The 14,287-nt window shown below is 69.8% G+C and carries 10 protein-coding genes and 1 rRNA gene; 4 read left to right on the top strand and 7 right to left on the bottom strand.

Annotation, left to right across the window (positions count from 1 at the left end; genetic code table 11):
• Positions 1-121, bottom strand: a 16S ribosomal RNA gene (locus ABGB08_RS48535); the annotation flags it as partial.
• Between the two features lie 476 nt (positions 122-597).
• On the opposite strand from ABGB08_RS48535, the gene ABGB08_RS48530 reads away from it, so the two are divergent.
• Together ABGB08_RS48530 and ABGB08_RS48525 are read left to right on the top strand one after the other, a co-directional pair.
• Positions 598-1,653 carry an AI-2E family transporter gene (locus tag ABGB08_RS48530; RefSeq protein ID WP_347605379.1) on the top strand — a complete coding sequence of 352 codons (1,056 nt, stop codon included), beginning with the start codon at positions 598-600 and terminating at the stop codon, positions 1,651-1,653.
• 10 nt (positions 1,654-1,663) lie between these two features.
• Entirely contained in the window at positions 1,664-2,089 is a 426-nt protein-coding gene (locus tag ABGB08_RS48525) for a hypothetical protein (protein ID WP_347605376.1), read from the top strand.
• Here the strand turns inward: ABGB08_RS48525 and ABGB08_RS48520 are convergent.
• The 5 genes from ABGB08_RS48520 to ABGB08_RS48500 all read right to left on the bottom strand — a co-directional run bounded on the left by ABGB08_RS48520 (position 2,062) and on the right by ABGB08_RS48500 (position 8,956).
• Positions 2,062-3,366: a hypothetical protein gene (locus ABGB08_RS48520; RefSeq protein ID WP_347605373.1), complete on the bottom strand. Its 1,305-nt coding sequence runs from the start codon at positions 3,364-3,366 to the stop codon at positions 2,062-2,064. The two genes, ABGB08_RS48525 and ABGB08_RS48520, sit on opposite strands and share 28 nt — an antisense overlap.
• 123 nt (positions 3,367-3,489) lie before the next feature.
• Positions 3,490-5,070 carry a cellulose binding domain-containing protein gene (locus ABGB08_RS48515; protein WP_347605370.1) on the bottom strand — a complete coding sequence of 527 codons (1,581 nt, stop codon included), beginning with the start codon at positions 5,068-5,070 and terminating at the stop codon, positions 3,490-3,492.
• 11 nt (positions 5,071-5,081) lie between these two features.
• Positions 5,082-6,635 carry a glycosyl hydrolase family 18 protein gene (locus tag ABGB08_RS48510; protein ID WP_347605367.1) on the bottom strand — a complete coding sequence of 518 codons (1,554 nt, stop codon included), beginning with the start codon at positions 6,633-6,635 and terminating at the stop codon, positions 5,082-5,084.
• Positions 6,636-6,645: 10 nt separating this feature from the next.
• A complete protein-coding gene (locus ABGB08_RS48505; protein WP_347605364.1) occupies positions 6,646-8,271 on the bottom strand; it encodes a cellulose binding domain-containing protein in 1,626 nt (541 codons plus the stop codon).
• Positions 8,272-8,482: 211 nt separating this feature from the next.
• Complete coding sequence (locus ABGB08_RS48500) at positions 8,483-8,956, bottom strand: helix-turn-helix domain-containing protein (protein WP_347605361.1); 474 nt, start codon at positions 8,954-8,956, stop codon at positions 8,483-8,485.
• An 81-nt stretch (positions 8,957-9,037) separates the two neighbouring features.
• Between ABGB08_RS48500 and ABGB08_RS48495 the strand changes: the two genes are divergently transcribed.
• Together ABGB08_RS48495 and ABGB08_RS48490 are read left to right on the top strand one after the other, a co-directional pair.
• Complete coding sequence (locus ABGB08_RS48495; RefSeq protein ID WP_347605358.1) at positions 9,038-9,919, top strand: ABC transporter ATP-binding protein; 882 nt, start codon at positions 9,038-9,040, stop codon at positions 9,917-9,919.
• Positions 9,919-11,490, top strand: coding sequence for an ABC transporter permease (locus ABGB08_RS48490; RefSeq protein ID WP_347605355.1), 1,572 nt, complete (start codon positions 9,919-9,921; stop codon positions 11,488-11,490). The genes ABGB08_RS48495 and ABGB08_RS48490 overlap by 1 nt, the downstream gene beginning before the upstream one ends.
• Here ABGB08_RS48490 and ABGB08_RS48485 read toward each other — a convergent pair.
• Positions 11,487-14,225, bottom strand: a complete 2,739-nt coding sequence (locus ABGB08_RS48485) for a BTAD domain-containing putative transcriptional regulator (RefSeq protein ID WP_347605352.1) — start codon at positions 14,223-14,225, stop codon at positions 11,487-11,489. The genes ABGB08_RS48490 and ABGB08_RS48485 overlap by 4 nt on opposite strands.
• Between the last annotated feature and the right edge of the window lie 62 nt (positions 14,226-14,287).

The raw sequence follows: 14,287 nt of genomic DNA, 5'->3' as shown, positions 1-14,287 counted from the left end.
TTACTCACGTGTTACTCACCCGTTCGCCGCTCGAGTACCCCGAAGGGCCTTTCCGCTCGACTTGCATGTGTTAAGCACGCCGCCAGCGTTCGTCCTGAGCCAGGATCAAACTCTCCAAAAAATGCTTGAAAAGAAGATCTCCAGCTGAAACATAATGTTCAACCAAAGGAATCCGTCAATTATGACGGGGTTGTGCATCATGCACTGGCTTTTAGCACACTGTTGAGTTCTCAAGAAACGCACACGAACATCCAGCCTTCGAATCGAAGGATTCTCAACCGGAGGTGTCGTTCACGCTGTGTCACGATCTTCGCAAGCTTCTTGATCTCTGTCAAATCAACCGACTTGACACTGACCTGATCATCTTGCGGGACTTCGGACCACCCCGAATCCGGGGCAACTCCTCTAACTTACCAGCTCTCCGGACATCAAGCGAATCGACACCCAGACGAGGTTTGTGAGAGATAGTCGACGGCCACACCAGGGCCGCACCGACTCCTCAAGGTTAACATCATCTCCGGCCCTCCGTGCCCCAAACCACGGCCGTACCGCCCAGAACACCGGATCTTTGCAGGCCCGAGCGGGTAGAAACGCATCGTGAACGAATTACGGGTGCCGCGTGCGTTGATTGTCCTGCTCTGTGCCGCTGGAGCGGTGGTCACGCTCGCGGGGATCCAAGCGGTCGGGTCGATTCTCGGGCCGGTGGTGCTGGCTCTGGTGCTCGTGATCGCGGTGTCGCCGCTGCGCGACTGGCTGGGCCGCCGGAAGGCGCCGACCTGGGTGCTGGTGGCGATTCCGCTGGCGGTCGTGCTGCTCGTGCTGCTCGGCATGGTGGCGATCCTCACCCTCGCGGCGGCGCAGCTGGCCCTGCTCGCGCCGGAGTACGCCGACAAGTTCAGCGAGCTCGTGATCGAGGCGCAGCGCTGGGCTGCTGGTCTCGGCATGGGGAGCGAGCAGATCAACAAGGCGATCTCCTCCTTCAATCCGGCCAACCTCATCGGGGTCGCGCAGAGCGTGCTGTCCGGGCTGCTCGGCGTGTTGTCGAGCGTGTTCCTCATCGTGGTGCTGCTGCTGGCCATGAGCCTGGACGCGCCGATCTACAGCAAGATCATGAAGGCCTCCGAGAGCCGGCGCCCCGCGATGTACAAGGCGCTCACCACGTTCACCGACCGGACCCGCCGCTACCTGATCGTGTCGACGATCTTCGGTCTGATCTGCGCGGTCCTGGATGTGATCGCGCTGTACATCCTGAGCGTGCCGCTTCCCCTGCTGTGGGGAATCCTCGCGCTGATCACGAACTACATCCCGAACATCGGGTTCATCCTGGGGCTTGTTCCGCCCGCGCTGCTCGGCCTGCTCGAAGGCGGCTTCCAGACCATGCTCTTCGTGATCATCGCGTACATCGTGATCAATGTGGTGATCCAGTCGTTCATCCAGCCAAAGTTCCTCGGCGACGCGGTGGGGCTGTCCACGACGGCGACATTCCTGTCACTGATCGTGTGGGCGTTCGTGCTGGGGCCGCTCGGCGCGTTGCTGGCGATTCCGCTCAGCCTGCTCGCCCGGGCCATCCTGATCGACAGCGATCCTAACGGTTCGATGGCGGCCGCCCTGATTTCGGGAGAGCTACCCGCCACGGAACCGACCGCGACGTAAGGTCGGCCACATGACCACGCGGCGTTGGGACATCGACGAGCGGCAGACCGGGATCGCGGACGGCTCCGCCATGGATCCGCAGGTCCAGAGCCTGCTGGACACGATGAAGCGGGACGGCTGGGTCACCGAGGAGCCCGAGGCCCACCTGCTTCCGCACCTGCGCCGCGCGTGTGGCGAGGACTGGACGCTCACCACCGAGCAGCTGCTCGACGACGGCGTCTACGAGGTAACGCTCACCCCGACCAAAGAGAGCAAGGACATCAAGCCCATCGAGGTGCACCGGACCGCGATCCGCCTGCTGTCCGCGATCGCCGAGCCCGTCTTCTTCGTACGGCAAAGCGAGCCAGGCGTCTTCGACTGCGTCACCGGCGTGCTGGACGGCGACCCGCCCGGCTTCCGAAGCCACGGTCACTTGGTCCGGCTCATACTCAACTGAGGCGAAACCACTGGTTCAACCGGAGCGGCGTCGCGGCGGTTCCACGGCATCGCGGCGATGATCAGCGGGAAGACCAGCACCGAGCTCACCGCCCACGGCGCGTGCAGGGCCCCCCATTGCTCGCAGCAGAACTGGGTCAGCACCAGATATCCGGTGGCCGCCCAGAGCGAGCACCCGATGATGGCCGGCCACGCGAACCGGGTCGGCCGGGCGACCAGGAACGGCATGAACCACAGCAGGTACTGCGCGCCAAGCCGCGGCGTGACGATCATGAATCCGAGCAGGATGGCGATGGTGACGTCGATCGGGTCGGCCTTGCGCCACCAGTACAGGCAGAACGCCGCGACGGCGTAGATCAGATACTGCCCGACCTTCAGCTTCCAGGAGCTCAGGTCCCATTCGCCGCCGCTGGAGACCGCGGTCCACCCCCAGTCGCCCGTGATCGGGCGCACGTCACTGGGCCGCAGGCTGATCGTCTTGAGCACCTCGGCCAGCTGATCCCAGCGCACCCAGCCGCCGAGCGGCATGGTCAACAGGAAGAGCACCGGCGGCACGGCGACGCCGACCATGGCCACGATCCGCGAGCGCACCCCGGGCAGGAACATGAGCAGGCCCGGAATCAGGATGGCGGGCCAGCTCTTGGCGCACAGCCCCAGGCCCATCAGCAGGCCCGCGTAGAACGCCCGCCGGGTGGCCGGCCGGTCGGTGCGGAAGCTCCGCCACATGCGGGACGGCCGGTCGAGCAGGGGTTCGCCCCTGGTCCACTCCCCCGGCCCGCGCGCCACGACATAAGCCGCGACCGCGAACACCAGCGACACCGGCTCGACCTGCCCGTGCACGGACGCGACCAGGATGGCCAGCGGATTGCACGCGTACTGGAACGCCCGCAGGTTGGCCTTGGCCCCGCCCGCCAGCCGTCCGACCAACGGGATGAGGATCAGGTCGGCGACCACGGTGACCAGTCGCCCGGCGATCTCCCAGGGGATGCCGAGCCACAGCAGCAGTCCGTACACATACGGAATGGTGGGCAGGAAGTGCCAGCCGCTGTTGACCGGATTGCCGCCGTTGAGGATGGCCTCGCCGGCCGGGCGGAAGCTGTTGACGTAGTCGATCGGCTGCCAGTGGTCCGCGGCCGAGAGCAGCATGATCAGCACGCGGACCGCGAGGCCGACGCTCAGCGCGACGGCCAGGGAGGGATTCCACCCCCTCCGCTGCGCGAGGATGGCGAGCACGACACCGGTGACGAGAACGAGGCCCGTGGGGATTGCGTAGTCCATGACGGCCTTAAGACTGCCCGACGCCCGGGGGACTCAGCCACCCGGGCGCCGAAATCTCCCAGTGAATGTACGGCTCACGCCCGGCGTCCCGGCGCGGGCGTGAGCCGTACAGCTCGGGGCCGGTCAGAAACCGGCGGTGATGCGGGTGAAGTCCCAGGCGGTCTGGGCGATGCCGCTGCAGTTGGAGACCACGCCGCCGCCCGGGCAGGGACGGTCGCGGTTGACCGCCCAGAACGCGAAGCGGGTCAGGCCCTTGGACTTGGCCCAGTCCCTGATCGCGGTCCAGGCCGCGGTGGTGGTCAGTTCCTGCTGGTCGGACAGGCCGTTCATGCCGGAGATGCCCATGTGCGCGTACGCCTGCGCGTCGGTCCAGCCCCACGCCGACTTGAGCGCGTTCTTCAGGCCTTCTGAGGCGTTGATGGTGTCGTTCTGGATGTTGGAGCTGCCGAAGTCGAACGGCATGATCGTGTAGTTGTCGATCGGCACGTTCAGCGCCCTGGCCTGGTTGATCAGGCGGATGCCGTGCGAGTTCGGTCCGGTGGTCGTGGTGCCGAAGGTGACGACGACCTTGACGTTCGGGTTGTTCTGCTTGACGATCTTGAGGCCGTTCAGGATGCGGTCCTGCACGGTGTAGTTCTCGAACTCGTCGAAGTTCTCGATGTCGAAGTCGACGACGGCCGGGCCGACGGCGTTGATGACGGTTTGCACCGCGCCCGCGAAGGCGGCCGGGGTGGCGCAGTTGGGGCCGAGCTTGTTGCCCTGCCAGCCGCCGAACGAGATCTGCACGCTGCCGCCCGCGGCCTTGATGGCCGAGATGGCCGCCGCGTCGGTGCCGCCGGTGAGCGGCCGGTTGCCGTCCCAGGCCGGATTGCAGCCGCCGCTGGACAGGATGAACGCCATGGTGAAGGAGCGCACGCCGGTGGTGCTCATGATGGTCGCGGGCGCGGGCGGGTCGCCCCAGCCCATGAACAGGTACGGCGCGCCGGGCATCTTGCCGGTGGCCGGGGGGCAGCCGGTGGTGGATCCGGTGACCGGGTTGCTGGCCGCCGACTCACCGTTCGCGTTGTACGCCTTGATGGTGTAGGTGTGCGACGTGCAGGCGGTGAGCCCGGAGTGGGTGGCGCTGGTCCCGGTCACGGTGGCCCGCACGGTGGTGCCCTCGTACACGCGGTAGCCGGTCACGGTGCCGGAGGACGCGCCCCAGGAGAGCGAGATCGAGGTGTTGGTGGCTCCGGTCACCGACGGGTTGCCCGGCGTGCCGGGGGTTCCGGGATTCGGCGGGGTGCCGCCGGCGCAGGAGGCGCCGTTCAGGGTGCAGTTACTGATCACCGCACCCGCGCCGCCAGGACTGCCGTTGAAGCCGAAGCTCGCGGTCCCGCCCGGGTTGATGGTGCCGTTCCAGCCCACGTTGGTGAAGGTGAACCGCTGCCCGCTGCGCGTCATCGCCGCGTCCCAGAAGGACCCGATGTTGGACCCGGCGGGCAGGTTGAAGGCGACCGACCAGCCGTTGATCGGGGTGGTGCCCCCGTTGGTGACGACGAACTTGCCCTCCCACCCGGTGCCCCAGTCGGAGACCTTGGTGAAGACGGCCGTGTTGGGGGCCGCGTGCGCGGGCGTGGCCACGGCCACGGCGCCGGTGAAGGCGATCGCGAGCGCCGCGAGACCCGCCCCCACTCGCCGTCCAGCTAAGAACCGAAATTTCATGATCTGTCCCATCAGAGCGCGTTGAGGTACGGACGATGGCTGCGGGAGAACTCGAACCCGTTGTACTTGTCCCAGTTGATCGACCAGGTCATCAGGCCCCGCAGGTTCGGATAGACCCCGCGCGGGCGATACGTCCCGCACCCGGTCCCCTTGGCCAGGCACGTGAACGCCTTCTGCACCTCGGCCACGGTGGTGAAGCCGTTGCCGGCGAACGGCGCCGCGGGCAGGCCGATGGCGACCTGGTCCTGGCGCAGCGCGGGGAAGACGTCGGCGGTGTTGCCCCGGACCGGGAAGCCGGCGAGCAGCATGTCGGTCATCGCGACGTGGAAGTCGTGACCGCCCATGGTGTGGTACTGGTTGTCCAGGCCCATGATCGGGCCGGAGTTGTAGTCCTGCACGTGCAGCAGGGTGAGGTCGTTGCGCATGGCGTGGATGACCGGCAGGTAGGAGGCGGAGCGCGGGTCGGCGCCGCCCGTGCCGGGTCCGTAGAACTGGTAGCCGAGCTGGACGAAGAACGTCTCGGGGGCCATGGTGAGCACGAAGCGGGAGCCGTACCTGGTCTTGAGGGAGCGGAGCGCCGAGATCAGGTTGACCACGACCGGGGTGGTCGGGTTGCGGAAGTTCGTGTCGCCCTGGTTGAGGTAGAGGGAGTGGCCCTCGAAGTCGATGTCCAGGCCGTCCAGGCCGTACCTGTCGATGATCGCGCCGACCGACTGCACGAACTTGTCGCGGGCGGCGGTGGTGGTGAGCTGGACCTGGCCGTTCTGGCCGCCGATGGAGATCAGGACCTTCTTGCCGGCGGCCTGCTTGGCCCGGATGCCCGCGATGAACTGGGCTTCGGTCTCGACGTTCGGGCATTCGGCGACCGGGCACTGGCTGAACCGGATGTCGCCGGAGGTGACCGAGGTGGGCTCGCCGAAGGCGAGGTTGATGAAGTCCCACTCGTTCGGCACATCCGCCATCCGGATATATCCAGATCCGTTGGCGAATGAGGCGTGCAGGTAGCCGACCATCCATCGGTTGCCCACCGGAGGCGGCGGGCTGGGGGACGGCGAGGGCGACGGTGACGGCGAGGGGGACGGGGAGGGCGGCACGGTGCCGGGACCGTCGAAGACGACGTCGTCGGCGTAGTAGGTGCCCTGCCCGTGCCAGCCGTTGACGTAGATCGTCACGCTGGTCTGCCCGGGCGCCGTGGTGAAGTTGCGGGTCAGCTGCGTCCACGCCGCGCCGGGCGCGGCCCAGGTCTCGCTGAACCCGACCGCGCCGAGGAACACGAAGTTCCCCCGGACCCAGGCCGACAGCGAGTAGGCGGTGTTCGGCTGCACGGTGATCGTCTGCTGGCAGCGGGCGATGTCGGTGCCCGCCGGGGTGGCGGCCAGTGCCCTGGTTCCGCCGTGCACGGGCGTCGTCACGGCCTGGGCCCCGGCGGCGCACGTCCACCCGGCCAGGCCGGACTCGAACCCGGGATTCGTCGCGATGTTGGCTGCTCGGGCGGGCTGGGCCACCAGCACCGCCCCGGCGATGGTCAGCACTGCCGCCGCCACCGCCATCCGGATGCGGTTCATCGAGGATTCCTTAGGGAAGCGTCGCGAGGTGCGGCTTGACGGTCCGGGAGAAGTTCCAGTTGTTGCTGGCGTCCCAGTTGATCGACCAGGTCATCGCGCCGCGGATGGCCGGATACGCCCGCGGCGGCACGAAGCTCCCGCAGTTGGTCCTGGTCGCCAGGCAGGTGAGCGCCTGGTTGACCAGCGACGGCGAGATCACGCCGCCCCCGGCCGCGCCGGGCCCGGCGGGCAGGCCGAGCGCCACCTGGTCGGGCCGCAGGCCGTTCTCCAGCTGGATGCAGGCCAGCGCGGTCATGAAGTTGACCGTGCCCTGCGAGTACGCGAAGGCCTGGTCGCAGCCGAGCATCGAACCGGAGTTGTAGTACTGCATGTGCACGACGGTGAGGATGTCCTTGATGGCCAGGGCGAGCTTGAAGTACTCCATCCCGGTGGACTGCATGTCGATCGTCTGCGGGGCCATCGTGATGATCAGGCTGGAACCCGCCTTCGTACGCAACTGGCGGAGGGCTTCAGCCATCCACTGGGCGTTGAGGCCGTTCTCCAGGTCGATGTCGACGCCGTCGAAGCCGTAGCTCTGCATGATGGCGAAGACCGAGTTGGCGAACGTGGCCGCCGCGGTGGCGCTGGCCACCTGGACCCGGCCGAGCTCGCCGCCGACCGAGAGGATGACCTTCTTGCCGCGCGAGTGCAGGGTCTGCACGTCGGCCCGGAACTGGGCGTCGGTGTAGCCGCCGAGCGCGCTGGACAGGCCGGGGTCGAGGCCGAAGACGACCTGGCCGGGGGTGGCGGTGGCCTCGCCGAAGGCGATGGCGATCAGGTCGTACTCGTTGGGGACCGCGGACAGGCGCAGTTCGGTGGCCGGGTTGACGAAGTTGTGCCAGTAGCCGGTGAGGAAGTGCTTGGGCAGCGGGCCGATCGGGCAGCCGGTGGTCGAGCCGCTGGCCGGGTCGCTGGCGGCCGACTCGCCGACCGAGTTGTAGGCCCGCACGGTATAGGTGTGCGAGGTGCAGACGCCGAGCCCGCTGAGGGTGGCCGAGGTGCCGGTGACGGTGGCGCGGACAGTCGTGCCCTCGTAGACGCGGTAGCCGGTCACGGTGCCGCTGGAGGCGCCCCAGGACAGCGAGATCGAGGTGTTGGTGACACCGGTGACCGACGGCGTGCCGGGCTTGCCGGGGGCGTTCGGCCCGGGCGGGGACGGCGAAGGCGACGGCGAGGGGTTGGTGCCGCCACCGCAGGCCGCGCCGTTCAGGGTGCAGTTACTGATCACCGCACCAGCGCCGCCAGGACTGCCGTTGAAGCCGAAACTGGCGGTTCCCCCTGGCTGGATGGTGCCGTTCCAGCCGACGTTGGTGAAGGTGAACCGCTGGCCGCTGCGGGTCATCGAGGCATCCCAGAAGGAGCCGATGTTGGACCCGGCGGGCAGGTTGAAGGCGACCGACCAGCCGTTGATCGGGGTGGTGCCCCCGTTGGTGACGACGAACTTGCCCTCCCACCCGGTGCCCCAGTCGGAGACCTTGGTGAAGACGGCGGTGTTGGGCGCGGCCTGCGCGGGGCCGGCGGCGAAGAGGACGGCGGCGAAGGCGACCACGACGGCGACGATCGCGGACGGCACACGCCAGACAAACCTGCTCTGCATGTCACAACCTCTGCGGGGGTCGATGGGAAGGCATGCGGATCCGAGCGGCCGGTGGACGGGCGGCCGCCCGTGTGGGCGCGTCTGGTGACGGGACGCAGAGGGAGGTCGGTAGTTGATGTTTCTTTTAGGAAAGTTTCCTAAAAGTTGTCGTGATCGTAGCCCCGGGCCCTGCCACCAGGCAAGGCCCAATTCATCTGGTTAACACGACATGTCAGTCAAGGCCGTTGTCGGCCTTGTGCTTCCGCCAGCGCTCCAGCAGCTTCGGCATCTCTCCCTCGATGAAGAGGAAGTAGTCGCGCATGTTGGCCATCCGCCGCCCGCCCGCGGTCTCCTCGCCGAGGGACTGAACCGTGTCATCCGCCATACCGGCCAGGATCTTGTAGAGCGCGCCCTTGAGGGCCGAGACCTCGTACCACGCCTCCTGCGGCAGCCGGTACACATCCCGCCGCGACCCCGGCAGCGGTTCCCGGTCAAGCATGCGCAGCTGGATCAGGTAACGGACCGCGCCGGAGACGGCCGCCGGACTGACGCCGAGGCGCTCGCCGATATCGGCCGCCGTCAGCAGCTCCTCATCGGCCGTCATGGCGACCATCAGGACCCGAGCCGGCATCCGGGGAAAGCCCCAGTCGGTCAACATCATGGCCATGCGCTCCGCCGACTGGCGGGCCGCGTCTTCGTCTCTCATACGCCTCCCTACGCAAACCATACGGGATTCAAAAGCTCTACATCTTTCACAAATTCGTGAATACAGTGTAGCTTCTGAATCATGGAAAACGCCATCATGGTGTCCGGCCTCCACAAGAGTTTCGGCAGGACACACGCGCTGAACGGGCTGGACCTGACGGTCGGGACCGGGGAGGTGCACGGCTTTCTGGGCCCGAACGGATCAGGTAAATCCACCACGATCCGCGTGCTTCTCGGACTCCTCAAAGCCGACGCCGGCTCCGCGCGGCTGCTCGGGGGAGACCCCTGGAACGACGCCACCGCGCTGCACCGGCGGCTGGCCTACGTGCCGGGCGATGTCACGCTCTGGCCGAACCTGTCCGGCGGCGAGGTCATCGACCTGCTCGGCCGCCTGCGCGGCGGCCTCAACAAGACGCGCCGCGCGGAGCTGCTGGAGCGCTTCGACCTGGACCCGCGCAAGAAGGGCCGGGCCTACTCCAAGGGCAACCGGCAGAAGGTCGGCCTGGTCGCCGCCCTCGCCTCCGACGTGGAGCTGCTCATCCTGGACGAACCCACCTCGGGTCTGGACCCGCTGATGGAGGAGGTCTTCCGGGAGTGCATCCAGGAGGAGAAGCGGCGCGGCCGCACCGTGCTGCTGTCCAGCCACATCCTGGCCGAGGTCGAGCTGCTGTGCGACCGGGTCAGCATCATCAGGAGCGGCCAGACCGTCGAGACGGGCACGCTCGCCGAGCTGCGCCACCTCAGCCGCACCTCGATCACCGCCGAGCTGGCCACCCCGATCACCGACCTGCCGGACGTGCACGACCTGCACGTGGACGGCACCCGGGTGCGCTTCCAGGTCGACGCCGACCATCTCGACGCCGTGCTCAAGCACCTCTCGCACGCCGGGGTGCGCGGCCTGGTCAGCCAGCCGCCGACCCTGGAGGAGCTGTTCAAGCGGCACTACGAAGTGGCGGCGCGGTGATGACCGGCACCTGGCACCTGATCCGGCTCATCCTGCGCCGGGACCGGGTCATCATCCCCCTCTGGCTGATCATCCTGACCGCCCTCCCGGCCAGCTACGCGGCCAGCTACGCCGAGCTCTTCCCCACCGACGCGGCCCGCGAGCAGTACGCGCTCACCACCGCCGCCACCCCCTCCTTCGAATCCCTGCTCGGCCCCCTCTTCGGCAACTCGATCGGGGCACTCACCGCGCAGCGAGTCGGCACCGTGTACGCGATTCTCGCCCTCATCAGCCTGCTCACCGTGATCCGGCACACCAGGACCGAGGAGGACGCGGGCCGCCGCGAGCTCATCGCCGCCACCGTGATCGGCCGCCACGCCGCGCTGTCGGCCGCGCTGATCGTGACCGCCGCCGCCAACCTGCTGCTGGCCCTGCTGATCACGCTCACGCTGACCTCGTCCGGTCTGGCGGCCGGCGGGTCGTTGCTGCTCGGGCTTTCGATGGCCGTCGTGGGCATCGTGTTCGCCGGAGTTGGCGCGCTGACCGCGCAGCTCACCGAGAACGCGGGCCCGGCGCGCGGCCTGGCGATCACCGTGCTCGGCGTGGCCTTCCTGATCCGGGCGGCCGGGGACCCGGCGGATTCGTGGGTGTCGTGGCTGTCGCCGCTGGCCTGGGGACAGCAGACCGAGCCGTTCGCCGCCGACAAGTGGTGGGTGTTGCTGCTCCCACTGGCGTTGTTCGTGGTCCTCGCCGGAGCCGCGTACCGGATCTCGGTCGGGCGGGACGTCGGCGCTGGGGTGCTCCCGGCCCGGCTCGGACCCGCCACGTCGACCACGCTGGCCAGCCCGTTCGCGCTGGCCTGGCGGTTGCAGCGGGGGCTGCTGATCGGCTGGAGCGTCGGCATGGGGGTGGCCGGGCTCGCGCTCGGCGGCACCGCGTCGGCGGCCATGGACGCCTTCGCCGACAACCCCGATATCGCCGACATCATGACCAGGCTCGGCGGCACCGCCTCGCTGGCCGACGCGTTCGTCTCCGGGCTGCTCGGCATCCTGGCCATCGCCGTCTCCGCGTACGGCATCCAGGCGGCGCTGCGGATGCGCGCCGAGGAGACCGCGCTGCGGGCGGAACCGGTGCTGGCCACCTCGACCGGGCGGGTGCCGTGGGCGCTCAGCCACGTGGTGTTCGCGGTCATCGGGCCCGCGGTCGCGCTGCTGGCGCTCGGCGTCACGCTGGGAATCAGCTACGGCGCCAGCATGAACGACGTCGGCGGCCAGATGCCGCGCGTGATCGGCGCCGCCCTGGTGCAGCTGCCGGCCGTGGCCGTGCTGACCGGCCTGACGGTGGCCCTGTTCGGACTGCTGCCCCGGCTGTCCGCCCTGGCCTGGGGAGCGCTCGGCGCCTTCCTGCTGCTCGGCCAGATCGGCGCGGTCCTCCAGCTCGACCAGATCGTGCTGGACGTCTCCCCGTTCACCCACACGCCGCACCTGCCCGGCGGCACGCTGAGCGCGACCCCCGTGCTCACCCTCAGCGCCCTCGCGCTGCTCCTGATCCTGGCCGGTCTGTACGGCTTCCGCCGCCGCGACGTCGGTTAAGCGGGGATCAATTCCAACGCACGCAACGCGGTCTCCTCGAACGAACGCCGAGCGCCCCGCGCCCACGCGTCCGCGTACGCCTCGGGGCCCAGCCGGTGCCGCGCCGCCGTGAGGGCGGTGTGCAGCCGGCGGGCCTCGATGCCGTACGAGGCGACCGGGGTGGTGGCCGCCAGCGTGGCGGCCAGCTCCACGGCGGCCTGGTCGCGCGCGGTTCTGGCGAGCAGCAGCACCAGGTTGCGCAGCGCGGTGACCAGCAGTGACCTGCTCTCGGTGGCGACCCAGTGGGTGATCACCTCGTGGAAGAGGCGCAGAGCGGGCTCGGCGGGGCCGTACCTGCCGCGCAGGGCCACGCTCGCGGTGCGGACGACGCCGGAGACCAGGCGGTTGCCGATCTCGTCGGCGGTCACCCGGGCGGCCTCGAAGAGCTCAAGCGCGGTCTCCGGGTCGAGGTCGGCGAGGGCCTCGGCGCGGGCGTAGCGGGTGAAGCAGATCGCGGTCGGGTTGCCGGAGTCGAGCGCGAGCGCCAGCGCCTTGTCGGCGTGGGCGGCGGCCTCGGCGTCGTCGCCGCCGTAGGAGTAGGCCAGCGCCTGGTTGCCGAGGCTGATCGCCTGCGCCGCGGGTTCCTCGTTGCTCTCCTGGGCCCGCTGGAAGGCGGCGACCGCGTCGTCCAGCGTGCCGTTGAACATGGCGACGTCCCCGAAGATCTCGGTCACCACCGGGGAGTCCGGGTCCAGCTCCACCGCCCGCGCGGCCAGCTTCAGCGCCTCGTCGAGGCGGCCCGCCATGGAGGCCTCCCACGCGGTGGCGGCCAGGCACTCACCGGAACCGGCCTTCGCCCCCGGCGCGGCCAGCCGGAGCAGATCGCCGCGCAGCCGCCAGTAGGCGAACCGGAACAGCGGCGTGATCAGCCGGATCATGAGCCGGGGGTCGGCGTCCCTGGACCAGGCCCAGGCGGCGCGGATGTCGTCGAGGCGGCTGTCGAGCCGGTGCGTCCAGGCCACCTCGTCGGGGCCGAACAGCCCCCGGTCGGCTTGCTCGGTGAAGCCGGCGAGCACCTCGGCGTGGCGGCGGCGGAACCGGTCCGCGTCGGGCAGCCGGGAGGCCGCGTACACCCGGAGCGTCTCCAGCAGCCGGTAACACCCGATCCCGGCCGAACCGGGGCGGGTGATCATCGACCGGTCGGCCAGCCGGGCCATCAGGTCGGCGACCCGCTCGGCGGGCAGGTCGTCGTCGGCGACGACCGCCTCGGCGGTGCTGATGTCGAAGGAGGCGGCGAACACCGACAGCCGCAGGAACAGCCGCTGCTCGTCCTCGGTGAGCATGTCGAAGGACCAGTCGACGACGTCCTCCAGCGCGTGGTGGCGCCCCGCGCCGGTCCTGCGCAGCAGCGGGAACCGCGCGCCGAGGCGTTCGGCCAGGTCGTCCACGGTGAGCGAGCCGATCCTGGCGGCGGCCAGTTCGACGGCCAGCGGCAGCCCGTCCAGGGCGGCGCAGATCCTGGCGATCGAGCCCAGCAGCGCCCCGTCGGGGGTGAAGCCGGAGACGGGCACCCGGGCGATGAACAGCTCGATCGCGCTGGGCACGGTGAGGGGTTGCACGTCCACGACCAGCTCGCCGGGCACGCCGAGCGACTCCCGGCTGGTGGCCAGCACGCGCAGCCGGGTGCCGGCCGCCAGCAGCGCGGTCACGGCGGCGGCGACGGCGGGCAGCAGGTGCTCGCAGTTGTCCAGCACGAGCAGCCCGTCCGCGCGGCGGGCCCACTCCCGCAGCGCGCCCAGCGGCTCCACGCCCGGCTCGGCGCGCACGCCCGCCGCCTCGGCGAGGGCCGGGACGACGGTCTCCGGCTCGCGCAGCGGCGCCAGATCCACCCAGGTCAGGCGCTCCCCCGCCTGCTGGGCCAGCCGGGTCTTGCCGACCCCGCCGGGCCCGACCAGGGTCACCAGCGGGCGCTGCGCGAGCGCGTTCGCGACCAGCGCGATCTCCCGCTCCCGCCCGATCAGGCCGGGCGACGGCTTGGGCGCCACCGGCACGGGCCGAGCCTCGCCGCGCAGCAGCCGCTGGTGCAGGTTCCTGAGCGTCGCCGACGGGTCCAGGCCCAGTTCCTCGCGCAGGTTGTCGCGGTGCCGGGCGAAGGCGGCCAGCGCGGCGGGCACCCGGCCGGACTCGGCCAGCGCGTTCATCAGCAGGGCGACCGTGCGCTCCCGCCACGGCTCGGCGGCGGCCAGGCCCTCCAGTTCGGCCGCCGCCTCAGTGGCCCGGCCCAGCGCCAGCAGCGCGGCGGCCCGGTCCTCGCGGGCGGCCAGGCGCAGTTCCGTGAGGCGGACGGCGTCCGGGCCGAGCTCGGCGGCCATCGGGCCGCGCCAGAGCGCGAGCGCCTGGTCCAGCAGGGTGAGCGCCTGCGGCGACTGGCGGGCCTGGTCGAGGAGCTGGGTGAAACGTTCCGCGTCCACCGCCTCGGCGGGCGCCTCCAGCACGTAGCCGGGCGCGCGGGTGACGATCGCCCCGCCGAGCGGGCCGAGCGCCTGCCGCAGCCGGGTGACGTAGGTCTGCAGCGCGTTGCGCGCGCTGCGCGGCGGGTCCTCGCCGAACACCTCGTCCACCAGCATGTCCACCGGGACCACCAGGCCACGGCGCAGCACGAGCGCCGCCAGCAGCGCTCGCTGTCTCCCCGCGGGCGCGCACACCTGACGCCCGTGCAACCAGGCCTCTACCGGCCCCAGAACGCGGAATTCCACGCCGTCACGATCCCCCGTCACCCGGCGGGGGTCTACGTACTTTTGCGTGTACGCGAGCCGTA

This window comes from Acrocarpospora sp. B8E8 (genome assembly GCF_039871605.1).
Taxonomy (GTDB): Bacteria; Actinomycetota; Actinomycetes; order Streptosporangiales; family Streptosporangiaceae; genus Acrocarpospora; species Acrocarpospora macrocephala.
Note: the sequence above shows the minus strand (reverse complement) of the source record. Positions and strands in the feature narration are given on the sequence as shown.

Bases quoted from the DNA above. Each gene is read 5' to 3' on its own strand.
- ABGB08_RS48490 (WP_347605355.1), top strand. From the start codon at position 9,919: ATGACCGGCACCTGGCACCTGATCCGGCTCATCCTGCGCCGGGACCGG.
- ABGB08_RS48510 (WP_347605367.1), bottom strand. From the start codon at position 6,635: ATGAACCGCATCCGGATGGCGGTGGCGGCGGCAGTGCTGACCATCGCC.
- ABGB08_RS48520 (WP_347605373.1), bottom strand. From the start codon at position 3,366: ATGGACTACGCAATCCCCACGGGCCTCGTTCTCGTCACCGGTGTCGTG.
- ABGB08_RS48525 (WP_347605376.1), top strand. From the start codon at position 1,664: ATGACCACGCGGCGTTGGGACATCGACGAGCGGCAGACCGGGATCGCG.
- ABGB08_RS48500 (WP_347605361.1), bottom strand. From the start codon at position 8,956: ATGAGAGACGAAGACGCGGCCCGCCAGTCGGCGGAGCGCATGGCCATG.
- ABGB08_RS48495 (WP_347605358.1), top strand. From the start codon at position 9,038: ATGGAAAACGCCATCATGGTGTCCGGCCTCCACAAGAGTTTCGGCAGG.
- ABGB08_RS48505 (WP_347605364.1), bottom strand. From the start codon at position 8,271: ATGCAGAGCAGGTTTGTCTGGCGTGTGCCGTCCGCGATCGTCGCCGTC.
- ABGB08_RS48515 (WP_347605370.1), bottom strand. From the start codon at position 5,070: ATGAAATTTCGGTTCTTAGCTGGACGGCGAGTGGGGGCGGGTCTCGCG.